At 69.1% G+C, this 23,232-nt stretch carries 19 protein-coding genes and 1 other RNA gene; 11 read left to right on the top strand and 9 right to left on the bottom strand.

The genetic code is table 11. The annotated features are described in order from the left end of the window. Positions 1-5: 5 nt before the first annotated feature. Complete coding sequence (locus tag IM778_RS07070) at positions 6-740, bottom strand: hemerythrin domain-containing protein (RefSeq protein WP_194411318.1); 735 nt, start codon at positions 738-740, stop codon at positions 6-8. Positions 741-1,098: 358 nt separating this feature from the next. On the opposite strand from IM778_RS07070, the gene IM778_RS07065 reads away from it, so the two are divergent. After that, positions 1,099-1,662, top strand: coding sequence for an RNA polymerase sigma factor (locus tag IM778_RS07065; RefSeq protein WP_194411317.1), 564 nt, complete (start codon positions 1,099-1,101; stop codon positions 1,660-1,662). Beyond that, a complete protein-coding gene (locus IM778_RS07060) occupies positions 1,655-2,455 on the top strand; it encodes a hypothetical protein (protein ID WP_194411316.1) in 801 nt (266 codons plus the stop codon). The genes IM778_RS07065 and IM778_RS07060 overlap by 8 nt, the downstream gene beginning before the upstream one ends. A 413-nt stretch (positions 2,456-2,868) precedes the next feature. On the opposite strand, the gene IM778_RS07055 is transcribed toward IM778_RS07060, so the two are convergent. Together IM778_RS07055 and IM778_RS07050 are read right to left on the bottom strand one after the other, a co-directional pair. Continuing rightward, positions 2,869-3,531, bottom strand: a complete 663-nt coding sequence (locus IM778_RS07055) for a DUF4304 domain-containing protein (protein ID WP_194411315.1) — start codon at positions 3,529-3,531, stop codon at positions 2,869-2,871. A gap of 183 nt (positions 3,532-3,714) precedes the next feature. Next, on the bottom strand, positions 3,715-3,957 hold the full coding sequence (locus tag IM778_RS07050) for a hypothetical protein (RefSeq protein ID WP_194411314.1): 243 nt from the start codon (positions 3,955-3,957) through the stop codon (positions 3,715-3,717). Positions 3,958-4,247: 290 nt separating this feature from the next. Between IM778_RS07050 and IM778_RS07045 the strand changes: the two genes are divergently transcribed. Together IM778_RS07045 and IM778_RS07040 are read left to right on the top strand one after the other, a co-directional pair. After that, a complete protein-coding gene (locus IM778_RS07045) occupies positions 4,248-4,952 on the top strand; it encodes a hypothetical protein (RefSeq protein WP_194411313.1) in 705 nt (234 codons plus the stop codon). 555 nt (positions 4,953-5,507) lie between these two features. Further along, a complete protein-coding gene (locus IM778_RS07040; RefSeq protein ID WP_237684672.1) occupies positions 5,508-6,086 on the top strand; it encodes a site-specific integrase in 579 nt (192 codons plus the stop codon). On the opposite strand, the gene ssrA is transcribed toward IM778_RS07040, so the two are convergent. After that, positions 6,047-6,417: a transfer-messenger RNA gene (gene ssrA, locus IM778_RS07035) on the bottom strand. The genes IM778_RS07040 and ssrA overlap by 40 nt on opposite strands. A gap of 287 nt (positions 6,418-6,704) precedes the next feature. Between ssrA and IM778_RS07030 the strand changes: the two genes are divergently transcribed. Together IM778_RS07030 and IM778_RS07025 are read left to right on the top strand one after the other, a co-directional pair. Next, entirely contained in the window at positions 6,705-7,310 is a 606-nt protein-coding gene (locus IM778_RS07030) for a hypothetical protein (protein WP_194411312.1), read from the top strand. A 10-nt stretch (positions 7,311-7,320) separates the two neighbouring features. Then, on the top strand, positions 7,321-7,992 hold the full coding sequence (locus IM778_RS07025; RefSeq protein WP_194411311.1) for an SIMPL domain-containing protein: 672 nt from the start codon (positions 7,321-7,323) through the stop codon (positions 7,990-7,992). Between the two features lie 67 nt (positions 7,993-8,059). Here the strand turns inward: IM778_RS07025 and smpB are convergent, their stop codons facing one another. The 4 genes from smpB to prfB all read right to left on the bottom strand — a co-directional run bounded on the left by smpB (position 8,060) and on the right by prfB (position 11,923). Beyond that, complete coding sequence (gene smpB / locus IM778_RS07020; protein ID WP_194411310.1) at positions 8,060-8,536, bottom strand: SsrA-binding protein SmpB; 477 nt, start codon at positions 8,534-8,536, stop codon at positions 8,060-8,062. Between the two features lie 98 nt (positions 8,537-8,634). Continuing rightward, positions 8,635-9,549: a permease-like cell division protein FtsX gene (gene ftsX, locus IM778_RS07015; RefSeq protein WP_194411309.1), complete on the bottom strand. Its 915-nt coding sequence runs from the start codon at positions 9,547-9,549 to the stop codon at positions 8,635-8,637. After that, on the bottom strand, positions 9,546-10,682 hold the full coding sequence (gene ftsE, locus IM778_RS07010) for a cell division ATP-binding protein FtsE (protein WP_194411308.1): 1,137 nt from the start codon (positions 10,680-10,682) through the stop codon (positions 9,546-9,548). Before ftsE ends, ftsX begins: the two co-directional genes overlap by 4 nt. Positions 10,683-10,813: 131 nt before the next feature. Then, positions 10,814-11,923, bottom strand: a complete 1,110-nt coding sequence (gene prfB, locus IM778_RS07005; RefSeq protein WP_194411307.1) for a peptide chain release factor 2 — start codon at positions 11,921-11,923, stop codon at positions 10,814-10,816. An 83-nt stretch (positions 11,924-12,006) separates the two neighbouring features. Here prfB and IM778_RS07000 point away from each other — a divergent pair, with 83 nt between their 5' ends. Then, the gene (locus tag IM778_RS07000) at positions 12,007-13,227 is read left to right on the top strand and encodes an MFS transporter (RefSeq protein ID WP_194411767.1); all 1,221 of its coding nucleotides are present in this window, start codon (positions 12,007-12,009) and stop codon (positions 13,225-13,227) included. Positions 13,228-13,231: 4 nt separating this feature from the next. On the opposite strand, the gene IM778_RS06995 is transcribed toward IM778_RS07000, so the two are convergent. Then, positions 13,232-14,251: a transcriptional regulator TrmB gene (locus IM778_RS06995; RefSeq protein WP_228484796.1), complete on the bottom strand. Its 1,020-nt coding sequence runs from the start codon at positions 14,249-14,251 to the stop codon at positions 13,232-13,234. Between the two features lie 79 nt (positions 14,252-14,330). Between IM778_RS06995 and IM778_RS06990 the strand changes: the two genes are divergently transcribed. The 4 genes from IM778_RS06990 to IM778_RS06975 all read left to right on the top strand — a co-directional run bounded on the left by IM778_RS06990 (position 14,331) and on the right by IM778_RS06975 (position 23,052). Further along, positions 14,331-18,182, top strand: a complete 3,852-nt coding sequence (locus tag IM778_RS06990; protein ID WP_194411306.1) for a S8 family serine peptidase — start codon at positions 14,331-14,333, stop codon at positions 18,180-18,182. 105 nt (positions 18,183-18,287) lie between these two features. Further along, the gene (locus IM778_RS06985; RefSeq protein ID WP_194411305.1) at positions 18,288-18,638 is read left to right on the top strand and encodes a hypothetical protein; all 351 of its coding nucleotides are present in this window, start codon (positions 18,288-18,290) and stop codon (positions 18,636-18,638) included. A gap of 144 nt (positions 18,639-18,782) precedes the next feature. Beyond that, positions 18,783-21,872 (top strand): NPCBM/NEW2 domain-containing protein, encoded by a 3,090-nt coding sequence (locus tag IM778_RS06980; RefSeq protein WP_194411304.1) that lies wholly within the window; start codon positions 18,783-18,785, stop codon positions 21,870-21,872. A gap of 109 nt (positions 21,873-21,981) precedes the next feature. Continuing rightward, complete coding sequence (locus tag IM778_RS06975; RefSeq protein ID WP_194411303.1) at positions 21,982-23,052, top strand: substrate-binding domain-containing protein; 1,071 nt, start codon at positions 21,982-21,984, stop codon at positions 23,050-23,052. Positions 23,053-23,232: the final 180 nt, after the last annotated feature.

The following is a 23,232-nucleotide window of genomic DNA, read 5'->3' as shown; positions in this document are numbered from 1 at the left end:
GATCGTCACACCATCGCGGGAACGGGGCGGTCCGGGTAGAGCTCGCGCATCGCCCGGTCGTACTTCCTCTTCATCAGCAGCGCATACAGCAGTCGGATCGGTGCGGGGATGTTCGCCCGCTGCCACTCTTCGCGTTCGTCTTCCGGGACGCTCGCGATCAGCAGACCGATCTGCAACGCCATGACGTCCTTCCCCAGCTCCTTGCGGTGCGCCGCCAGAGTCGCGCGCGTGTGCTCTTCCATCCAGTCCCACTCCTGCTGCGAGAGGACAGCGCCGGCGACGGGCATGATCTCGTCCTCTTCTTGCACGAGATGCACCGACAGCGTGTCGCGCAGCATCTCGATGTCGGAGGCGAATCTGTCGCGGAGGCCGGGGTCGGCGCTCGCGACCCACGGCGCCAGTTGCGGCTCGATGCGAGCCAGCTGCGCGCTCACCTCGGCGTGCTGCGCCCGCATCTGATCGACGTGCAGCGCGCATGCGGGGTCTCGCGACGTGAGGCGATCCCACAGTGCGATGTCTTCGGTCTCGTGATGCATGTGCAATGCGAAGAAGTCGAGGTGCGCGTAGCGTCCGACGATCGCCGCACGCTCGACGTCGCCGGCCGCGACCTCGCGAACCAGCAGCGGCAACTCGCGGTAGAGCCATCGGAAGATGCGATGCACGAGGAGCAGGCCCGAGGTGTCGCATCCCGGATCCTGCCCTTCGGGCAGCGCTCCCGACGCCGGCAGTTTGGTAGCCATGTCGTACTCCCCATTCCCCCGTCGACACACCCTTCTCAATGGCATCGAGGGGTGCGGACAGCCGCACGATACACCCGCCGACCGGCTCCGCGCATCAGCCGGTGCCGCCAACCCTGCCGCCCGGCTAGCTTCTGTCCATGGAGCAGGTACCATCCGAGCGCCGCGTGATCCGGCTGTTCCCTGATACTGCACATCGTTGGCCGCTGGGAACAACGGGTGGGAGGGAGGCACGGACGTTCGTTGAACGACCACCGTGCGGAACCGACGGACCGCTCAGGAGTGCGCAGGAATCGTTCACGCCTCAGCGATCCGCGAGGAATGCCTGCAACGCTCCGGGCGGTCGCGGACACTTCATAGTGTGACCGACTCTGACGAGCATGACTGGGCGAGGGCGATCGCGGGCGAGGGCGAAGCCTTCGGGCGCGTGTTCGACCGCCATCGCGACCGTATCCGGCGGCACGCCACGGGGCTCGCACCGTCTCCAGGAGAGGCGGAGGACGTTGTGTCGATCACGTTTCTGGAGGCATGGCGCAAACGCGACAGCATCCGGTTCGTGGATCAGTCCATGCTCCCCTGGCTCCTACGCACAGCTACCTACACCTGCTTGAACATCGCCCGCGCCGAGCGGCGCTATCGCGCAGCGCTCACGCGACTCCCCGCCGCCGAATCCGCACCGGACCCGGCGGACCTCGTCGCGGACGGAGAGGTGTTCCGCGCAATGCGGCGTTTGTCGCTTCGTGACCAGGAGATCATCACGCTGTGCGTGCTCGAGGATCTCTCGGCAGCGGATGCCGCCCGCGTTCTGGGCGTGCGGCCTTCTTCCGCACGATCACGGCTGTCGCGCGCACACGCTCGCCTCCGGGAGGAGGCGCATCACCTGCGCCCGCGGGGCTTTCCCTCGGAAGGAGTCTCCAATGCCTGAGTCCACGACGAATCGCGATGAAGCACAGCGACGGATGCTCGTCGCTCTGGCCGATGCCGCACCACTCAGCCGTCGGCGCCCGCGCGGCGTACTGGCGCTGACGGTCTTCGCCATCTCGGGGATCCTGGCCGGCGCAGCGACTTCCGCAGCGGTGGCACTTACCGCGGAATCTCGCGCCGGCGCTAACGTCACCCGTGTCCCGCCTTCAGCCGCGCAGCTCGCCGCGACAGTGCCCGGTGACACTCAGTTGTTCGGCGACCACTTCTTCATCGAGCGCGCCGTAGGCCCGACGACGCTGGACGTCGGCGTCGCGCCCGAGGGCGCGACGGAACTCTTCGTCGCGTTCCGATGCCTCGGGGCCGGGGTCATGGTGATCAAGATCGACGGTAGCGAAATCGGTACCAGCTACTGCGAGGCATCCCACGGCGGGTTCGGCGGGGGTGAACGCGTGTCGGGCGACGGTCCTCACAGCGTGAGCGTCTCGGGCTCGGGGAGCTACATGCTGTGGGCATCGTGGTCCGCCCCTGTCGCCCTGCCGGAGCCGTCCGAGGAGCAGAGCGCGGCGATGGCGGACGGCAGCGTGACAGAGGCCGAGTATCGCGACGGCTTCGAGCGGTACTCGGCGTGCATGGCGGAGGCCGGCTACCCCGTCGATGTGATCGACGTCACACAGCCGGTCATCCGGTATGTCACCAGTGGCGCATCGGTTCACTCCGGGGTCGAGGGCCGCTGCTACGCCGCCGAGTTCGGATTGCTCGACGCCGCCTGGCAGAGCGCGAACCAAGGTCGCTGACCCTGCGTCGCGATGGGTCGGCAGCGCGAGATAGATTCGCCCGATGGAGACCTTTCGACGAGCGGAGCTCGACGATGAGTGCTCTGAGCCCGAGAAGGATGTCGTCCCGGCCGAGGGAAGACGTCACGGTAAAGTGCTCGCGAAGGTGTCACGCCACACGAGCACACCGCGCTCGGCGAACTCCTCAGGCACCTGCGACGCAGGCGGCATCGGGTCGGCCGGATCGATCTCAAGGGTGGCCGGCACCTCGAGGTATCGACTCGGATCATTCACCCACTCGGGTGCAGGCAGCCCCTCCTCATCCCGTGATCGCGCGGAGGTGCTGCATGGCTCTCCCACCCACAGCCAGCGCGGGTGCCCGCCACGCTCGGTACGCGACCGGCATGCGTTCACCAAGTACGCAGGAGCTGCATTCACCTACCGGTGATTGCAGCGGCGGCTTGATGGTGAACCCATTCTTCGAAGCTCTCCGCGTACGCGCGGCTGGGGGGTATCGCAGATCGACGGAGGGATTCGAGCGCGGCGTTGAGAGCGTCACTGGGACCGGCGTCCATAAGGAGCAAGGCTTGCGCCTTGGCGAAGGAGAACTCGTTGCCGTTGCGGCGCTTGAGGAATCCGAGGTCTCCGGCGATTGCGGCGGACAGTAGGGCGTCCTGGCTCAAGAGCGTGTCAAGTCGATCCCATGCGTGGGCGTGCAGTTGAGAGAGCATGTCCGCGATCGCGACGCCGGCACTCGCAGTGTCGTAAACGTCCCACCAGACTTCCACCAGATCATCAGTCCCCGTCGGTCGAAGCCGATCTTGGTAGATGCCTTCCGAGTAGTGCACCTGGCGCGGCTTACTGTACGGGCGGGATGCAAGCCACCGCTGAGCAGGTTCCGGGACGACTGCCATGTTGACGATGCACCTTACGTGCGAGGAGGTGCTGTAGGCGGATGACTGGACGTTCACGATCGCCACGTCACCGCGCTCGGTGGTCTTTCGCCAAGTTGGCGCCGACCCGCGATACCCGCGGGAACGAGCGGCCGGCCCGAATTCTTTCTTCAAGGCGTCGCGCAGAGCGTCCCGAGCAGTCACTCAGCGATTGTCACATGAGCGTCGCTACCCGGCCCGTTGAGTCTGGCCCGCAGGTCGATAATCGTGCGCGCGAAGTTGCGACGGACTGGCACGACGAGCGACCGCTAGCGTGCTGGCGCGTGCACAAGAGGTCTCAAATGCGCATGGTTCCCAAGCGGACCGACTATCGGCGCCGCCGCTAGGTCAAAGGCTGGCCACAGCGCTGAGGGCGAGGCCAGCGCCGGCTGCCGACAGAACGATGCCTCCTATGCGGCACAGCCAGAGATAGTAGCTTCGCGGCGCTGCCAGCAATCGCGAGTGTCGGGTAGCGCTCTCGTTTCGCGTCCACATCATGTCGGCGATCGAAGACGCCTTCGTGGCGAAGATGATGCCAAGCACCGCGATCCCGATGCCAAGCACGATTGACAGCGCGGGCAAGATCAGCACATGTCGACGATATGCGGTGGGACATGTCGACGGATGACCGACATCCTTGCGGCTGTACGCTGTTCTACTTGCCGCCCGCGAGTGAGTGGAGCGCGAAATGGGTGAAGACGGTGCGATCTGGCAACTCACGGTGGCAGCGGCGGCCGCCATGTCTGGTGAGCGCTTCGTCTCGCTCGCCGTCGACGGAGCAGTCAACGCGCTCGTCGTGGGCTTGGACGGGCCAGCATTGCGCGAGCTCGCAGGAATGTCGCGATCGACACCGAGCGAAGGCGTGCGTGATCTGCTAGCGGATGACGCCTCCTCATTCCCGGCTCGCCACCGCCGTCGCGGCGAGCCGGAGTTGGTACGACGATGTGATGGCGATGCACGGCGTGCCCGTCACCGTGACCGACGGACTCTGGGTCGCCGATGGCCGGGTGCCGCCGTTTCACTCGACCGTGCTCACAGTCCGGCCTGCCGTCGACGCGGACGCCGCGGCCGAGGCGATCAGAGCCCGCCAGCGAGGCGGACTCCCGGGCGGCGGCATCGCGGACTGCTTCGCCGATCTCGACCTCGCCGGGCGCGGGTTCGAGAAGCTGTTCGAGGCACGGTGGATCCACTGCGCAGCCCCGGAACCGGGCTTTGCCGACGGGTGGAGTGAACTCGCCGGTCCACGCGACCTGCGGCGGTGGAACGACCTGCACGACTATGTCGGGGTCCTGCCCGACACGGTGCTCGTGCATCCCCGCTTCCGAGTCCTCGCGCGGACGGCGGGCGGGCATCTCATCGGCGGCGCCGTGACGCATCAGCCCGAGAACGGGGACGTCGTGGGACTCTCCAACGTCTGGGAGCGCCCCGGCACCGACCCGGATTGGCTCGGATTGCTCGCCACGGTCGGCCGATTGCATCCGGGGCGCGCAGTCGTGGGATACGAGCGCGACAACGACCTCGCGCGGGCGCTCGCCGCGGGTTTCGCGCCCGTCGGCACCCATCGCGTGTGGGTGCCCGCCTCTTGATCTCCAGTTGGCTGGATGTACCTCGGCGCGGCGTTCGGGACGACCATCGGTCAGGGTCCGGCGCGCTCACACTTCTCGGCAACTTGACGCCCGAATGGGGATCCGCCAACGCGCTAGCGGAGTGAGCCCGGACGCATCGCGATCCCAGCAAGTCGTATCCGTGCCTTGAGCTACTCTGACTGCGGGGACAGCATGGGAAGCATCGCGGCGTATCAGGCAGCGGCGGGCCGCGGCTACCGCGTCCGAGAAGCCGCGACGGTATCTGACGCACGACGAGGTCGTGCGTCTCGCCGAAGCGGCGTCGACGCCGACCTTCCGGAGGTTGATCCTGGTGCTCGCGTACTCGGCCTGCGATGGAGCTAAGCGATCGGCATGCACGTGCGTGACATCAACTTCGAACGCCACCGGATCCAGGTCAATCGCGCGGCCGTCGAGGTCGAAGGACGCATCGTCGTCGGAGCGCCGAAGAACTGGGAGTGACGGATCGTCCCGTTCCCAGCGTTCCTGGAGACGCCGCTCCGTGAGCTCTGCCTCGGCAAGGAGCCGGATGACCTCGTGTTCACCGCCCCTGACGGCAATCACCTGCGACGCGCGAAGACCAGCGTCGGCGCGACGTCATGGTTCAACGCCGCGCTCGAGCGGTCGGGTATCGAACGACTCACACCACACGACCTTCGCCACACCGCCGCGAGCCTCGCGATCTCGTCGGGCGCGAACGTCAAGGCGGTGCAGCGGATGCTCGGCCACAAGTCCGCCGCGATGACCCTCGACACGTACGCGGACCTGTTCGAGGACGACCTTGTCCGCATGAAGCTGCGTTTCGTCTCGCTCCGCTCGCTCAACGACCGAGAGCCGGCGAGCTGCGTTTCGTCTCGCTCCGCCCGCTCAACGACCGAGAGCCGGCGAGCTGCGTTTCGTCTCGCTCCGCTCGCTCAACGACCGAGGGCCGGCGAGCTGCGTTTCGTCTCGCTCCGCTCGCTCAACGACCGAGGGCCGACGAGCTGCGAGACGGCGCGCCCATGCTCCACACCAACGAAAAGGGCCCGAGATCCGCGTGATTGCGCGGCTCTCGGGCCTTCTTCTGTGACAGCGGTTTGTGGAGATGGGGGGAATCGAACCCCCGTCCATCGCTGAGTAACTGCGGTTTCTCCGGGCGCAGTCTGTGTAGGCGTTCTACTCGGCTCCGACCTTTGTCACAGGCACCTAAGTCGACGAGCCCAGCCTGATAAGAGTCCCGCGTGACGCTCAGGCGTCGTCACGCAGCAAGATCCCTAAATGACGCCAATACCCGTGACGGGATCAGTCACGGATTGACGGCGTCGGGCTCGCTGCTCAGGCAGCGAGGGCGAACGCGGACTGCTTCTTTTCGGCAGTTATTGGTTTGCAAGGAGCGTTTACGAGATAACCCTGCATCCTCGGCCCGCTTCACGCAGATTCGCAGGCGATGTCGAAACCGATCATCCCCGTGTCCTCATTCGAGGGTTTCCTTCTGTCGAAGGGCCGCTGTCACACTGTGGAGTTGTCAACACTCAGATCTTCAGGAACGTCGCGCCGAAGCATCCGAGCACATCAGAATACAACGGATGCGTCGCCCACGCCATTCCCGGCGAGGTTGACGCGTGCGCTCTCGCTGCAATGATCACGCCTCGCGAGCTGTTATCAGGTCGTTGCGGCGAGAGCGCCTTCCCGTCCCGCGATCGCCCCCCTCCTGCCGTAGATTGATCGGACTTCGATCGCCCCCTAGGAGTCCCCTTGCCCCGCAGACACACCGCTGCGCTCGCTGCCGGCGCGCTCATCCTCCTCGCTGCGACTGGATGTACCGCCTCCGAGCAGGAGTCGGCGCCGACGCCGTCACCGAGCAAGCCGGCGAAGGCCACCCCGAGTCCGACGCCGACCTCGGCAGCCAACGTTGAGGCGACCTGCGACAACACGGCCACCGATGCGTTCCAGACGCTGATGGCCGAGCGCGAGTGGGTGTCGTGGCGCAGTGATGTGGGTATGGGCTCCATGTTCGACCAGTTCCCCGAAGGTGCCCCGAACGGCAGTCTGACCTGCACGTGGGGCGCAGATCCCGATCTCGCCACCGACAACGTGATCACACTTGCATGGGCTCCGCTCGACCCGGCCATCGCCGCGGCGACGCAGGAGCACCTCGTCAGCCTCGGGTATGAGCGCATTGAGGCGCGTGAGGGGGTCTACCTCGCCATGCCGGGCGACACCGACGACCCCGGTATGGCGCAGTGGCTGGACGATGACGGCTACGGACAGGCGTACCTGTTCACGGGCGACGACGTCCGCTGGGCGCTCTACCGCGACGAACTCGCCTTCATCAAGGCACCGCACGAACCCGTCACGTAGAGTCGGCGTCATGAGCGACGTCGTCATCACCGTCCGCGGGGAGCACGAGACCCGCCTCGCCCCGGAGCGCGCTGTCGCGCACCTCACGATCCGCGCTGAGGGCCCCGAGCGCGGCGCCGTGGTCGAGCGCATGGCGGCGCTCGCCGAGCCGGTGCGGGACGATCTCACCTCGCGCAAGACCGCGGGGACCCTCGCCGAGTGGTCGAGCCAGCGGGTCGCGGTCTGGTCGGAGCGGCCGTGGAACCAGGAGGGCAAGCGCCTCGCCCTCGTGCACTACGCAAGCGTCGACGTGAGCGCCACGTTCACCGACTTCGCCGTGCTGTCGTGGTGGGCGGGCGAAGTGGCCGAACGCGAGGGCGTGCAATTCGGGTGGATCGACTGGCAGCTCACACCCGAGACGCGCACCAGGGTCGAGAGAGAGGTCGCGACCGAGGCCGTGCGCGTCGCGGTCACGCGCGCCGATGCCTACGCGGCGGCGCTCGGGCTCGAGAAGGTGACACCGCTCGAGATCGCCGACGTCGGCCTGCTCTCACGCCGGGACCACCCCGAGGCGGGTCCGCGGCCGCTGATGGCGCGCGCCGCGTTCGCGGCCGATTCCGCCGGCTCGGCACCGGCGGTTCAGCTGCAGCCGGAAGACATCGTGGTCTCGGCCGGGGTCGAGGCCCGCTTCATGGCCCGCTGACGCCGCGCGCGGCATCCGTCGCCGTCGTCACGGCCCGCGCAGTGCCGCTGCGGGCTCTCTGACGGGGCTACTCGCCCAGGCGGTTGCGGCTGCGCATCGCGCGCTCCGCCTCGCGCTTGTCTTCGCGTTCGCGGATCGTCTGACGCTTCTCGAACTCGCGCTTGCCCTTCGCGACGGCGATCTCGACCTTCGCGCGGCCGTCCGAGAAGTACAGCTTCAACGGCACGAGCGTGTAACCGCCCGCCGAGACAGCGTGCGAGAGCTTGATGATCTCGTCCTTGTGCAACAGCAGCTTGCGCGTGCGCTTGGCGGAGTGGTTCGTCCAGTGCCCCTGCGAGTACTCGGGGATGTGCACCGCGTCGAGGAACGCCTCGCCGCCGTCGATGTACGCGTAGCCGTCGCTGAGGTTGGCGCGGCCTTCTCGCAGCGACTTGACCTCGGTGCCGGTGAGCACGAGACCCGCCTCGTACGTCTTCTCGATGGCGTACTCGTGGCGCGCGCGACGATTGGTCGCGACGACCTTCTCACCGCGTTCCCTGGGCATGGCCACTCCGTTCCGGGTCCTGAAAGCTTGTCGAAGCACACCGCGCGGGCGCACGGCAGCCTGTCAGTCTACCCCGCGATCGGCGTCACGCCGAGGCGTCACGCCCGCAGCCAGCGACGGATGGCGAAACCGGCCGACAGCGCCGCCAGCAGCACCCCGACGAGGATCAGCACCGGCACGACGAGCCAGGCGTCGCCGAGGTCGACCCACGTCGTCACGAACTCGACGCGATTGCGCAGATACCGGTCGACGCCGAAGAAGACGCCCGCGAGCACGGCCCCGCTGGCAAGGATCGAGCCCAAAAGCGCCGCGAAGACGCCCTCGAGGATGAACGGAGTCTGGATGAAGCGATTGGATGCCCCCACCAGGCGCATGATGCCCAGTTCCCGCCGTCGCGCGAACGCCGAGAGCCGGATCGTCGTCGCGATCAGCAGCACTGCCGCGATGAGCATGAGCACCGCGATGCCGACCGCGATGTAGGTGGCTATCGTGAGCGCCGAGAACAGCGGCTCGAGGTATTGCATCTGGTCTTCGACGGCCTCGACTCCTGCCGCACCCCGGAAGGCCTCGATGATCACTTCGGACTGCGAGGGATCGACGAGAGTGATGCGGAACGTCTCGTTCAGCTGATCGGGGGTGATGACGCTGGCGTTCTCCTCCCCTGCCAGCTGGAGCAGTTCGCGATAGGCCGCCTCGTGGTCGAGGAACACGACCTCGCGGATGTGGGGTCCCAGCGCCTCGCCGCCGAGCTTGGCGCGCACCTCCTCGACCTGCTCCGGCGACGCCTCGCCGTTGGCGCAGGTCGCGGCGGTCGAGATCGAGGTGCACATGAAGACCGCGACCTGCGCCCGCTCGACCCAGAAGTCGCGCATGGTGCCGATCTGCATCTGCATGAGCATCGCCGCGCCGACGAACGTCAGCGACACGAACGTCACGAGCACGACCGACACGACCATCGAGATGTTGCGACGCAGGCCCGTGAACGCCTCCGACAGGATGAGTCCGAACCTCATGACGTCGGCCCCACTTCATCGTCCGGATCGGTTTCGCCGAGGCCGAGCCGGTCGGCCAGGCCCAGCTCGGCCACATCGAGTTCGAGCGCATCCACGACGGGGATCGGGCTCGTCTGGGATGGGGCCGGGGCGGCCTCGGTCTGCGTGGGCTTCTCCCCCGCCGGCTCCTGCGGCAGCTCGGGCGACGGTGCGGCCGGTGGCGCCTCGGCCGGGGCGGGACCCGCATCGGCGGGTGCGGCATCCGTCGCCGACGACATCTGTTCCTGGATGACTGAATCGACGACCTCGGGCGGAGCGGCGCTGGCCGCGGCCTCGACCGCAGCGTCCACCGACTCGGGCTCGACGGAGCCTGTCTCGACGATCTCGCGGTGCAGCTCGAGCACGGCGGTGAGCGCGGCCACCGCCGCGGCCCCCCGCTCGGGCTCCGGCGCGAGGCTGGGGATCGCCGACGTGTCGCCGTAGCCGCCATGGCGCTCGTCTCGCACCATCTCGCCGTGACGCAGCTCGATCACGCGCCGCTGCATCTGGTCGACGAAGCCGGCCTCATGCGTGGCCATGACGACCGTCGTGCCGCCGGCGTTGATGCGGGCCAGCAGTTGCATGATGTCGACGGATGTCGCCGGGTCGAGGTTTCCGGTCGGCTCGTCGGCGAGCAGGATCTGCGGGCGGTTCGCCAGAGCGCGGGCGATCGCGACGCGCTGCTGCTCACCGCCGGAGAGCTCATGGGGGAACCGCTTCTCCTTGCCGGCGAGTCCGACCAGCGCCAGCACCTCGGGAACGGCCTGCTGGATGAAGGCACGGGACGAGCCGATCACCTGCAGCGTGAACGCCACGTTCTGGAAGACGGTCTTGGTCGGCAGCAGGCGGAAGTCCTGGAACACCGCGCCGACGTGCCGGCGGAAGTACGGCACCTTGCGGTTCGACAGCGTACGCAGATCGCGGCCGAGGACGACGACGCGGCCCTCACTGGGCGTCTCCTCGCGCAGGATCAGACGCAGGCACGACGACTTGCCCGACCCCGAGGCGCCGACCAGGAAGACGAACTCCCCGCGCAGCACTTCGAAGTCGACGTTGCTCAGGGCTGGTTTCGAAGTGCCGCGGAAGCGCTTCGTGACGTTCTCGAACCGGATCATGGCCTAACGAGCCTATGCGGATGCTCCGTCGTCGTGTCCAGCGACACCCGCCGTTCAGCAAGCGAGAGCACCGGCATCCGTCCGCCGGATCGAGTGCGACGCCCGACGAGGTCCGCCGACGCGGATCGAGATCAGTCGTCGTCCTTGCGCTTGCGCCACCGGATGCCCGCGGCGATGAAGCCGTCGAGGTCACCGTCGAACACGGTGGCGGGATTGCCGACCTCGTGGCCGGTGCGCAGATCCTTCACGAGCTGCTGACCGTAGAGGAAGTACGACCGCATCTGGTCGCCCCAGCTGGCCGTGATGGTGCCGGCGAGCTCCTTCTTCTTGGCGGCTTCTTCCTCGCGCTTGAGCAGGAGCAGGCGTGTCTGCAGCACCCGCATCGCGGCAGCGCGGTTCTGGATCTGCGACTTCTCGTTCTGCATCGACACGACGATGCCGGTCGGCAGGTGCGTAAGGCGCACGGCGGAGTCCGTCGTGTTGACCGACTGCCCGCCGGGGCCGGACGAGCGGAAGACATCGACCCGCAGGTCGTTCTCGGGGATGTCGACCTCGACGGCCTCCTCCATCACCGGGATGACCTCGACCGCCGCGAACGAGGTCTGGCGCTTGTCGGCGGAGCCGAACGGGCTGATCCGGGCGAGGCGGTGCGTGCCCGCCTCGACCGACAGCGTGCCGTAGGCGTAGGGAGCGTCGACCTCGAACGTGGCCGACTTGATGCCCGCGCCCTCCGCGTACGAGGTGTCCATGACCTTGACGGGGTACTTGTGGCGCTCCGCCCAGCGCAGGTACATGCGCATGAGCATCTCGGCGAAGTCGGTGGCGTCGTCGCCGCCCGCACCCGAGCGGATCGTCACGACGGCGGACCGCTCGTCGTACTCGCCGTCGAGGAGGGTCTGGACCTCGAGCTGGCTCATGATGTCTTCGAGTTCGGCGAGCTCGTGGCGAGCCTCTTCCGCCGCGTCCTCGTCGTCCATCTCGTTCGCGAGCTCGACCAGCACGTCGAGGTCGTCCAGGCGACGCTCGATCTCGGTGATGCGCTTCAGCTCGGTCTGGCGATGGCTGAGAGCGCTGGTGACCTTCTGCGCCTTCTCCACGTCGTCCCACAGATCGGGGGCGCCGGCCTCCTCGCTGAGGCGTGCGATGTCGGCAGTGAGCGCCTCGACGTCCACCACGGATTTGATGTCGGCGAACGTGGAACGCAGAGCCTGGATATCGGCGGACGGATCGAAGTCGAGCATGACAGTCCAGACTAACGTGGATAGACGTGACCGATGGCCGCGGATCCCCCACTGCGAAAGACGTGCTGCGGCGCTTCGGGCCGATGGTCTACGGCCCGACCGTGCTGTTCGCGCTGGGTGAGGGCGCCGTCATCCCGCTGATCCCGGTGATCGCTGCAGATCTGGGCGCCGATGTCGCCACGGCGGCGCTCGTCGCCTCGGCGCTGGTGGTCGGTCAGCTGTGCGGCAATCTCCCCGCCGGCTGGGCCGTCGCGCGCATCGGCGAACGGCTGACGATGGCCATTGGGGGCGCGATCGCGCTCGCCGGCGTCGTGGGGCTGGCGCTCGCGCCGTCGCTGGGCCTCTTCGCGCTCGCGGTGTTCCTCATCGGGTTCTGCGCGGCCGCGTTCGGACTCGCCCGTCACTCGTTCATGACCACGAGGGTGCCGCTGTCGTTCCGGGCCCGCGCGCTGTCGCTGCTGGGCGGCACGTTCCGGCTCGGCATGTTCGTGGGCCCGTTCGTGGCCGCGGGGCTGCTCGCCCTGTTCCAGGACGAGCACGCCACCATCTGGTTCTTCGCGGGATGCCTCGTGGCCACGGTCCTGCTGGTGCTGCTCGGTCCCGACCCCGAGCGGCGGTTCGTCACCGAAGGCAACGGCGACGAGTCCGTCGCAGAAGACACCGGCGAGCCCGTCACCGGTTCGATCCCTCTCCGCCGCGACCGCCGCGAAGGCGTGTTCCGCACGATGTGGCGCTTCCGAGGCGTGCTCTCGCGGCTGGGCCTCGCCGCGGCATCCCTGTCGGCCGTCCGCTCGGCACGACAGGTCGTACTGCCGCTGTGGGGCGTGTCGATCGGCCTCGACGCACAGACCATCGCGCTGGTCGTCGGCATCTCGGGTGCGATCGACTTCGCCCTGTTCTACGCGAGCGGCCAGGTCATGGACCGCTTCGGCAGGCTGTGGGCAGCTCTCCCGGCGATGCTGCTGATGGGGGCCGGGTTCATCGCGCTCGCCTTCACCCACGACTCCGCGCAGTCGTCGATGTGGTTCGCGATGTTCGCGGCGGTGCTCGGGGTCGGCAACGGCCTGTCCAGCGGCATCCTGCTCACTCTCGGCGCCGACGTCGCCCCCAAGGACGACCCAGCGCCCTTCCTCGGATCGTGGCGGACCCTCACCGATGCGGGCGGCGCCGTCTCGCCGCTGCTCGTCTCGGCCATCGCCGCCGCCACCACCCTCTCGGTCGCGACCGGGGTCGTCGGCGCGATCGGGCTGCTGGGGGCTCTCGCCTTCGTGCGGTGGGTCCCGAGGTTCGTGCCGCGGCTCTGACCGCTCACACCCACGCGCGCCGCACGGCCTCCGCGCCCAGCTGGATGCGCGTGGTGACCTCGGCACGCTGCATGAGCTCGGCGATCCGCCGCTGGATCGTCCGCAGCGAGACTCCGAGCTGGCTCGCCGCTGCGGCATCCGTCACTCCCAGCAGGAGCAGGCGCAGCAGGTCTCGGTCGATGTCGTCGTCGGTCGACCCCGTCGCGGCGATCGGCAGGAACTCGGCGGCCGATCGCCAGTACTCCTCGAAGATCGAGATCACGAGGTCGAGCAGGCCGCTCGGATGGATCAGCAGCGCCCCGAAGCCGCCGTCCTCCCCCTGCGAGTGCATCGGCACCAGCGCCATCTGGTCGTCGGCGATGAACATGCGCGTCGGGAGCGTCGGCAGCACCCGGATCTCTTCGCCGATCAGGGCCATCTCGCGTGCGGCGGTGAGGAAGCCGGGCCTTTCGAGCACGGCGTTCTCGACGATCACCCGGTAGCGCACGCCTCGGGCGAGCGCGCGGTCCTCCTCGATGTTCTCCTCGCCGCTGACCAGCGCGATCTCGTTGAGGACGAGCACCCGCACCTGCTCGGTCGACGCGGCCTGAAGCTGCGCGACCCGCTGACGCACCGACTCGTCGCCGATCACGACATCCACGACGTCCGCGACGCTGCGCTGCTCGGCCGACCGGCGGTACAGGTCGCTCAGCTCGACCAGTGCCTCGTGCGCGCGCGTGAGGCCGCGCTCGCGCTCGAGCAGCAGCGGACGCAGCGCCATCGACGGCGGGGATGCCACGAACCGATCGCTGCTCGACGCCTGCCGGGCGAGCAGCCCGAGCCGCTCGAGCTCGGCCACGATGGGCCGCACGCGCGGCAGCGACATGCTGAGCATGCCGGCGATGTCCGCGCTCGACGCAGAGGACTGCTGGAGGACGCACCGGTAGACGGCGGTGTGCGCCTCGTCCAGTCCCAGTGCCTCGAGCACGGTCGCCTTCCCCATGCCGACCATGATCGCCCGCGACCGCTGGCGGATGGTGGCCATGTCGTTTCTCCGCCACCACTCTAGGCGAGAGCCCGTGAGAGGTTCGTGGACGGACCCCCACACCCAGAGAGGCTCACGCATGCCAGGACCCCAGCCCTTCCGCCGGCGTCTGCGTCCGATCGTCGCCGCCACCAGCGGCCTCGCGATCGGGATCGCAGGGATCGGCGTCTCCGCCCTGCCGGCGACCGCGACCAGCGCACCCCAGGCGCCCCCCACCCCCTCGGAGGCGGTCGCCGGCAGCTCCCACTCGGTCACCCTCATCACCGGCGACCGCGTCACGGTCACCGACATGAGCGACGGCACGCATGCAGTCGAGATCGAAACCGCGGTCCCGGGTGCCGGCGCCCGCACCTACCAGGTGGGCGATGAGCTGCACGTGCTGCCCGAGCAGGCCCTGCCGTACCTGGCTTCCGGCGCGCTGGACCCGGATCTGTTCAACGTGTCGATGCTCATCGAGTACGGCTATGACGACGCCTCGGTCGACGCCACGCCGCTCATCGTCGAGCAGTCGGCGTCGGTGCAGACCTTCTCCGCTCCCCTCCCCGGCCTCGAGGTGACGGCGGCGCTGCCGAGCATCGACGGGGCGGCCGCGACTCTCGGCCACGCCGAGTCCGCCGCCGCGTGGGACGCGCTCACCGCGTCGGCACCCGGTGCGCGCAGCTTCTCGGCGAGCCCGGTTCTGGCGGGTGGGATCGAGGCCATCCACCTCGACGGCAAGGTCCGCGCGACGCTGGACTCCAGCGTCGACTTCATCGACGCCCCCGAGGCGTGGGCCGACGGCCACACCGGCGCCGGCGTCACGGTCGCCGTGCTCGACACCGGCTACGACGACACCCACCCCGACCTGCAGGGCCGCGTGCTCGACGGCTCGAAGAGCTTCGTGCCCGACGAAGAGGTCGCCTGGGACCCCAACGGTCACGGCACGCACGTCGCCTCGACGATCGCCGGCACCGGCGTCGCGAGCGAGGGCACCCATCGCGGTGTGGCCGACGGCGCTCAGCTGCTGGTCGGCAAGGTGCTCGACGCCTCCGGCTGGGGCCAAGACTCCTGGATCATCGAGGCCATGGAGTGGGCCGGACACAACGCCCCCATCGTGTCGATGAGCCTCGGGTCGCCGCAGCCGTCGGACGGCAAGGACGTGATGGCCGAGGCCCTCAACCGGATCTCGGAAGAGACCGGGTCCCTCTTCGTCGTCGCGGCCGGCAACGCCGGCTCCGCCGAGTCGATCGGCGCCCCCGGCTCCGCCGAGCAGGCGTTCACCGTGGGATCGGTGGACGACCCGTCGGGCGAGCTGTCGTACTTCACCAGCCAGGGACCCCTCGCCCGATCGGGCGCGCTCAAGCCCGATGTCATGGGCCCGGGCAACGACGTCACGGCGGCGCGCTCGGCCGACAGCGGCGGCGAAGGTGCCTACATCGGCATGAGCGGCACGTCGATGGCGACGCCGCATGTCGCCGGCGCGGCGGCGATCCTGCTCGGCGCGAACCCCGGCTTCACGACCGCTCAGCTCAAGGCGGCGCTCGCCAGCACCGCGGTGGGCGGCCCCTACACGCCGTATCAGGGCGGCACCGGCACGATCGACGTCGACGCTGCGCTGGAGTCGCCGGTCGTCGCCGCAGGATCGGGTGACTTCGGCATGCTGTCGTGGGGCGAGGAGCCCGTGCCGGTCGAGCGCGTCGTCGAGTACGCGAACCGGACGGATGCCGAGATCACGGTGGCGCTCACGGCCACGCTCGACGACACCACGCCCTCCGCGGGCGGCGGCGAACCGGGTCCCCTTTCGGCCGGCGAGATCGCGTACGACGCGCTGACGATGGACGCGACCGAGCTGACCATCCCCGCGGGCGAGACGCGCTCTGTGACGCTCACGGTCGACCCGGCAAAGGTGCCCGCGGGCACGCAGCTGTCGGGAGTGCTCGTGGGCACGGTCGCCGGCGAACCGGTCACGCGCACCGCGCTCGGCACGATCGCCGAGGCCGAGCGGTACGACCTGACGATCACCGCGACCGACTTCGCCGGCAACCCGACCAGCACCTACGCGATGCTCTGGAACGAGGAGCACCAGTTCGCCGAGCCGCTCTACGTCGAAGGCGAGACCACGCTGCGCCTCCTGAAGGGCGACTACGCGGTGCTGGCCTACATGGAGCTCAACCGCACCCCCGACACGATCGCGAACGTCGTCGTCGGCGACCCGGCGGTCGGTCTGTCGCAGGATCTGACCGTCGCGCTCGACGCCCGCACCGCGAAGCAGGTGACGGTGGATGTCGGCGACGACGGCGTCGAAGAGGTGTTCCGGCGCATGGACCTGAAGGTCGGGAACTTCGCGACGAGCGCGATGATGCGGGTCAACGTCGACGAGCTGTGGGCGCAGCCCATGGACGACGTCGCCGACTTCACCACGCGCTGGCGCCTGTGGGAGCCGATGCTGAGCGTCTCGAACGGCAAGCAGCCGCTCGACATCATCCAGCAGGTCGGTTCGGCGATGCTGAACGACGCGTTCACCGCGGTCGCGGTCGACGCCGGAACCGGCAGCGCGGAGGAGTTCGCGGGGATCGACGCCCAGGGTGCGGTCGCGGTCGTCACCCGCTCCGCCGAGGTGTCGCCCGGAACGCGTGCCGCCAACGCGGCAGCGGCCGGCGCTCGTCTGCTGCTGGTCGTCAACGACGCCGACGGCGAGCTGAGCGAGTGGGCGGGCTCGGACGACTGGGAGACGGACGCACCGCTGCCGGTCGCCGCCGTCAGCGGTGTCGAGGGTCGTGCGCTGCTCGAGCAGATCGCGTCGAAGAAGAAGGTGAAGCTCGCGGTCGCGGGCACCGAGTTCCCCGACACGACCTACGACGTCGCGTTCCACGTTCAGGGCGAGATCCCCTCCGACCTCACGTACCGGCCTGAGGATCTCGCGCGGGTCGACACGACCTACCACGGTCAGCAGGAGCTCATGGGCGAGTGGCGCGCGGACTTCGTGCCGGGCTCGGACTACAGCATCGGCTTGCCGCTGCGCGCGCAGCGCGGATCCGTCCGCACCGAGTGGGTGGACGCCGGCGACACCCGGTGGAACCAGAGCCTCATGGTGCAGTCCGTGCGGTGGGAGATGCGCGACCGGATGCGGACGTTCGAAGCGGGCGAGAAGACCACGGCGGAGTACTTCGGCGGCATCGTCCGGCCCAACCTGGGCATCGGCTACTGGTCGTCGTACCGCGCGTCGGGCTACAGCCAGGTGAACATCCCGAGCTGGGCCGACGGCGGTAACGCCGACCGCACCGGAACGTTCGACACCTGGATGGAGCCGGCGACGGTCCAGCAGTTGACCGACGTCTACATCGACGGTGAGCTCTTCAAGCACTCCGAACATCAGGGTGCCACCGTGCCCGATCTTCCCGACGGGGAGCAGGAGTGGCGCGTCGTGAACACGGCGACGCACGACGGCTCGCACCTGAAGGGCTCGACCCGGACGGTCAGCGAGTGGACGTTCCGCTCCGAGGGCTACGACGGCGACTGGACCTACTCGTTCTTCCCGATGATCACGGCGTACTACGACGTCGACGTCAATGCGCAGAACATCGTGGGTGAGGGCCGCCGCAAGGGCTCGGCGATCGCGTTCGGCCTGGAGCTCGGCCACGTGAACGGCACCGCTCCGGCGGGCGCCATCACCTCGGCGACCCTCGAGGCCCGCACCGCGGGCGGCGACTGGCAGCCGATCGGGCTCGAGACGGCGGCGACGGATGCCCCGGCCGGCCCGGTCGACGGACGTGACGGCATCTTCGCCACCTCGCGGGCGTGGGTCAGCGGCTTCTCGGCGCAGATCCCGGTGTCCGACCAGGGCGGCTGGGTCGACCTTCGGGTGACGGCCACCGACGCCGCGGGCAACACGTTCTCGCAGGAGATCGAGAAGGCGTTCGAGGTCGCCCCCGCCAAGGGCGCGCGTCGCTGACGTCGCATGGTGAACGGTGGGCCCATCCGCTTCGGCGGGTGGGCCCACCGCCGTCTGCGCGGGCGGCACGCCCCTCGATCGTGCACGCGCGCTAGGTTCGTCGGCATGGACGGTGCGGGCTCGGGCGTGGTGCGCTTCTGCCGCAGCCGCAGCCGCAGCGCGGGTCGCCGCTGCACGCGGCCGCTCGGCCATCCCGGCCTGCACCGGCACCGCACGATCATGTGGACGGATTCCGGTGCCGACGCCCCACGGTGTGCCGGTTCGGGCGAGCCCGGTGCGCCGGCGGAGCCGCTCGCCGACGGGTACCCCGGAGGCCGGGCGCTCTGCCCTGTGTGCCTGCGATTCATCCCCCTCGACGATGCCGGCGCGCTCGTCGAGCACGATACGACGGATGTGACCGAGACGGATGCCGAGGCCCGGCGCCGCGGCGAGTGGTTCAACGTGCACGGCTGGTAGCGGCATCCGTCGAGCCGGTCTGCATGTTCACTTGTGTTCAGTTCGATCGACCGAACACGCGAGGCCTGGAACGATGACGTGGGTCCGCACCGTCCAGGTGGCGGACACGAGATTCGAGGAGGAATCCCTTTGCCCAGGAATCGGATGAAGGTGCTCGTCGCGGCGGCAGTCGGCGCGCTCTGCCTGACCGGTATGCCCGCCGCCGCGACGGCCACGGACGGCCTCGCCGGCTCGGTCCACTTCGCGAGCGATCTGGACTGGGTCTCGGCTGAGAACGGCTGGGGGCCTGTCGAGCGCGACTACAACAACGGTGCCCGCGGGATACCCGACACCAGCCGCACGATCCAGTCCATCCGCGGCGTCGAGTACCCGAAGGGCCTCGGTACCCACGCCCCCGCACGAATCGTCTACGACGTCGCTCAGCAGTGCACGCAGCTGCTCGGCTACGTCGGCATCGACGACAGTCAGGCCGGCAAGGGGCGCGTCGACTTCGTGGTCAACGTGGACGGCGCAGAGAGGTTCCGCCTGGCGCGCACCGGCATCGACCCCGCCGGCCGGCTCAACCTCGACCTGCGCGGCGCCGGCGTCGTCGAGCTCATCGTCGAAGCGGGTCCGGAGGGCAACGGGAACGACCATGCGGACTGGGCGGACCTCCGCATCAACTGCACCGACGAGTACCTCGCCCAGCCGCTGACGATCACCCCGAACGACGTCGACGTGTCGCTGCTGGCCGTCGGCTCCCCTGTCGATGTCACGATCGAAGGCGCCAGTCCGCAGGTGCCCGTGACGGTCGGATTCGCCGGCACGGAGGTGGTCGTCAACTCCGACGACAGCGGGCGTGCACGGGCGTCGTTCGTCGTCCCCGCGGATACCGCAGCCGGGGAGCACCTGATCACCGCGCGGGCGGAGTCGCTCTTCGGTGCGACCGCCGAAGGGCGGCTCGCCGCGCACGTCGTGGCAGTATCCGACACCGTCTACTTCGTGGATTGCGCGGCGGCGGGCGCCGGCGACGGATCCGCAGCGTCGCCGTTCGACTCGCTCGGGCAGCTCGCGGCCGTCCAGCCGTTCCAGCCGGGACAGTCGGTGCGCTTCAAGCGCGGAGCCGAGTGCGTGGGCACGTTCGCCCCCACCGGATCGGGTCTCGCCACCGCCCCGATCACGGTCTCCCCCTACGGTGAGGGCGACGCACCCGCGACGATCAACGGCGGCGGCGCACTCGCCGGCATCCGTCTGCTCAATGTGAGCAACTGGACCATCGACGGTATGCACGTCATCAACCCGGGCACACCCGACCAGCGCCGTGTCGGCATCCTTTACGAGATCAACGACGGCACCAAGCGCAGCGGCGTCGTGCTCACGCGAAACCATGTCGAGCACGTCGCCGGATGGTCAGACAAGACCTCGCTCGGCAACGCCTTCTCGCGGTCGGCCGGCATCTCGGTCCTCGGCGACGGCATCGGCTGGTTCGACGGCATCACGGTGACCGACAACGTCGTGAACGACACGGCGGGCGGCGGCATCAAGCTGTCTGCACCCGACACCACACGGCACTACAACGAGCGCGTCTACGTCGCGCGCAACGACATCCGCGCGGTCGGTGGCGACGGCATCGTCATCCACAACTCCGATCAGCCGGTCATCGAGTACAACTCGGCCATCGACCTCGGACACGGCGCGTATCCGTTCCTCAAGGGGAACTTCGCAGGGATGTGGCCGTACAACTCGGCGGAGCCGCTGTTCCAGTACAACGTAGTGGGCAACAGCGTCGCCTCGACCTACGACTCGACAGCGTGGGACTGTGACATGAAGACCAAAGGCAGCTGCACCTTCCAGTACAACTACTCGTACGGCAACGCCGGCGGTTTCTATCTGGACTGCATCTCGGGTTGCGGCACGGCCTCGACAACGGCGACCGCGATCCTGCGCTACAACGTCTCGCAGGACGACTGCCGTCTGGCCGGAGCCAGCGGCGGACCTGGCAAGCACCTGATCTACAACAACACGTTCTCATGCCTGAACCGCCCGTTCGAAGACGACATGACCGCACCGCGTGAGGTGAAGAACAACATCATCATCGCGCCGGGCGGCACGCTCAAGACGACGAACGCGGTGTACGCGAACAATGCGTACTTCGGCGGCATTGAGCCACCCACGATCGAGACCGGCGCCATCGTCGGCGACCCGAAGCTCATCGCCGCAGGGAGCGGGCAGCTCACGCGGGCGCTTCCCGGGTACCGGTTGGCCGTCGGCTCGCCGCTGCTGGGCGCGGGCACGCCGATCGCGGATGCCGGTGCTCGCGACTTCTTCGGCAACCCGATTCCCACGACGCCCAACATCGGCGCCTACCAGGGCGGTGGCGTCGATGCCGGCCCGCTCCCCTTCGGCGCGCTGGTGAACCAGACGGCGGTCGCCTCGACGGCGAACCCGCGCAACGGTGCGGTGACGTCCGACTTCCGGGTGTTCTCCGCCGAAGCGCTGGCGAGTGCCGGACTCGCCGTCGGAGAGACGGCGACGGCGTTCGGCACCGAGATCGACTGGCATCCGACTGCGGTCGGCACCCCCGACGCGATCAAGGTGGCCGGGCAGCAGGTGGCTCTCGAGGGTGAGGGCGAAGAGCTCATCGTGGCCGGCTTCTCGGCGGGCACCGCGACATCGGGCACCGCGACGGTGCACTACCAGGACGGAACGAGCCAGCAGGTGCGCATCGCGCTTCCCCTCTGGGGCGACGCGTCGACGGATGCCGCCGACACGGCGCTGATCGGCAGCGCGGTATCGCACCTGCAGCGCTCGCGGCCATATCTCGGCGGGACGATCTCGACCGTGACGGCGCCGGCGTCGGTCTTCGCGCAGCGGATCCCTCTGTCGGGCAAGCCGGTCGCGAGCGTCACCCTGCCCGAGGGCAGCCCGGTCACCGGCGAGGGACTGAGCCTGTTCGCGATCGAGCTGGCGGGAAGCGCGGTGCCCACCGGGGTCGGTGTGCTCACCGAGTGCCGCGGACCGAACGCCTGGGTGCACGTCACCGTGACGAACGAGCACGACGCCCGCATCGCCGTCGCGGTCGACTCCGCGCTCGGCGAGGATGTGAAGGTCAACCTCGACCCTCGTAAGGACACGCGATCCTCCTTCAAGGTCGTCGACGTGCTCGAGGACGGGGAGGTGACGGTGGTCGCGACCGCCGGTGACGGCGCGCGCACCACCTCTGCGGTGCCGTACGCCGGGATCGTCTGCCGCTGATCCAGGCGTCGGCGGCGGGGGGCGGCGCGCGTGCGCCGCCCCCGCCGCCGGGCCGCCCATGGGGGTGCTGGCCGGGGGGTCCGTGAGAATGAGACATTAGGGTGAGCGGATGATCGCCGAGCAGCGCCGCGAGCGCATCTTGCGCGAGATCGTGCTGCGCGGCCGGATCGAGGTCGCCGACTTCGCGCGCCGCACCGAGCTCAGCGGCATGACGATCCGGCGGGATCTCGCGGTGCTCGCCGAACGGGGTCTGATCCGCCGCGTGCACGGCGGTGCGGTGCTGCCCGAGACCGCGGACGCTCCGGCCGCCGGGGCGCGCGGCATCGGGACGTCGTCGCGGCCGGTCGCCACGATCGGGCTCATCGTGCCGGACGCCGCCTACTACTTCCCGCCCGTGATCCGCGGTGTCGGCGAAGCGGCACGGGGCGTCGGCATCCGGATCGTGCTCGGCACGACGAACTACGACCCGCGAGAGGAACACCACCAGCTGGCTCGGCTGGATGCCGGGGGCGTGGACGCCATCATGCTGGTGACGGCGCGACCGGGGCTCGACGATGAGGCCACGTGGCAGGCGATCGGCGGCATCCGCACTCCGGTGGTTCTCGTCGAGCGCTCCGCCGACGGCGCCCCGACCACGCTGCGCGTCGACTCGGTGCGCTCGGATCACGCGTTCGGCGCGGAGCTCGCGGTGGATCACCTCGCCGCGCGCGGGCACCGGGGCGTCGGTCTTCTGATGCGCGAGACGGCGACCGCGCCCTGGGTCGCTCAGGGACACCTCCGCGCCTGTCGCCGACACGGCATGGTCGACGCGCCCGTCGCCACCGCACCGTCGCCGACCTGGGGCGACGGCTCGACATCGGATGTGCTGCGCGCCTTCCTCGACGACTGCGTCGCGTCAGGCGTCCGCGCGGCGGTGGTGCTGCCCGACGATCTCGCCGTGGGCCTTCTGGGGATCGTGGAGGGGCGTGGGATGCGCGTCCCGGAGGACTTCGCCCTCGTCGCCTACGACGACGAGATCGCATCCTTCGCGACTGTCCCGCTGACTGCGGTCGCACCGCCCAAGCTCGCCGTGGGTCGACGTGCTCTGGAGGCGTGCCTCATGCGCCTCGAGCAGCGCGAGCAAGCTCCGGCGGAGCGGATCCAGCTCACTCCGACGATCCACGTCCGCCAGTCCACGTGACAGCACGGGCGTCCCACCCCGACGGGTTGCAGGGTGGTGGCGGGGTCTGATCCGCCGGCGCCGCGGCGAGTGGTTCAACGTGCACGGCTGGTAGCGGCATCCGTCGCCCTCGGCGCATGGGGGCGGCCGCGGACGCGAACGTCCACGGCCGCCGTGAGGCGCTGCCACGCGCTGGGATCA

It is taken from the genome of Microbacterium cremeum, assembly GCF_015277855.1.
GTDB classification, from domain to species: domain Bacteria; phylum Actinomycetota; class Actinomycetes; order Actinomycetales; family Microbacteriaceae; genus Microbacterium; species Microbacterium cremeum.
This window is presented reverse-complemented; position numbering and strand designations above follow the sequence as displayed.

What these genes read in the sequence shown, in the direction of transcription:
- IM778_RS06995 (WP_228484796.1), bottom strand. Translation starts at nt 14,251, where the DNA reads ATGGCCACCATCCGCCAGCGGTCGCGGGCGATCATGGTCGGCATGGGG.
- ftsX (WP_194411309.1), bottom strand. Translation starts at nt 9,549, where the DNA reads ATGAGGTTCGGACTCATCCTGTCGGAGGCGTTCACGGGCCTGCGTCGC.
- IM778_RS06990 (WP_194411306.1), top strand. Translation starts at nt 14,331, where the DNA reads ATGCCAGGACCCCAGCCCTTCCGCCGGCGTCTGCGTCCGATCGTCGCC.
- IM778_RS06980 (WP_194411304.1), top strand. Translation starts at nt 18,783, where the DNA reads ATGAAGGTGCTCGTCGCGGCGGCAGTCGGCGCGCTCTGCCTGACCGGT.
- IM778_RS07070 (WP_194411318.1), bottom strand. Translation starts at nt 740, where the DNA reads ATGGCTACCAAACTGCCGGCGTCGGGAGCGCTGCCCGAAGGGCAGGAT.
- smpB (WP_194411310.1), bottom strand. Translation starts at nt 8,536, where the DNA reads ATGCCCAGGGAACGCGGTGAGAAGGTCGTCGCGACCAATCGTCGCGCG.
- ftsE (WP_194411308.1), bottom strand. Translation starts at nt 10,682, where the DNA reads ATGATCCGGTTCGAGAACGTCACGAAGCGCTTCCGCGGCACTTCGAAA.
- IM778_RS07060 (WP_194411316.1), top strand. Translation starts at nt 1,655, where the DNA reads ATGCCTGAGTCCACGACGAATCGCGATGAAGCACAGCGACGGATGCTC.
- IM778_RS07000 (WP_194411767.1), top strand. Translation starts at nt 12,007, where the DNA reads ATGGTCTACGGCCCGACCGTGCTGTTCGCGCTGGGTGAGGGCGCCGTC.
- IM778_RS07025 (WP_194411311.1), top strand. Translation starts at nt 7,321, where the DNA reads ATGAGCGACGTCGTCATCACCGTCCGCGGGGAGCACGAGACCCGCCTC.
- IM778_RS06985 (WP_194411305.1), top strand. Translation starts at nt 18,288, where the DNA reads ATGGACGGTGCGGGCTCGGGCGTGGTGCGCTTCTGCCGCAGCCGCAGC.
- IM778_RS06975 (WP_194411303.1), top strand. Translation starts at nt 21,982, where the DNA reads ATGATCGCCGAGCAGCGCCGCGAGCGCATCTTGCGCGAGATCGTGCTG.
- IM778_RS07045 (WP_194411313.1), top strand. Translation starts at nt 4,248, where the DNA reads ATGACGCCTCCTCATTCCCGGCTCGCCACCGCCGTCGCGGCGAGCCGG.
- prfB (WP_194411307.1), bottom strand. Translation starts at nt 11,923, where the DNA reads ATGCTCGACTTCGATCCGTCCGCCGATATCCAGGCTCTGCGTTCCACG.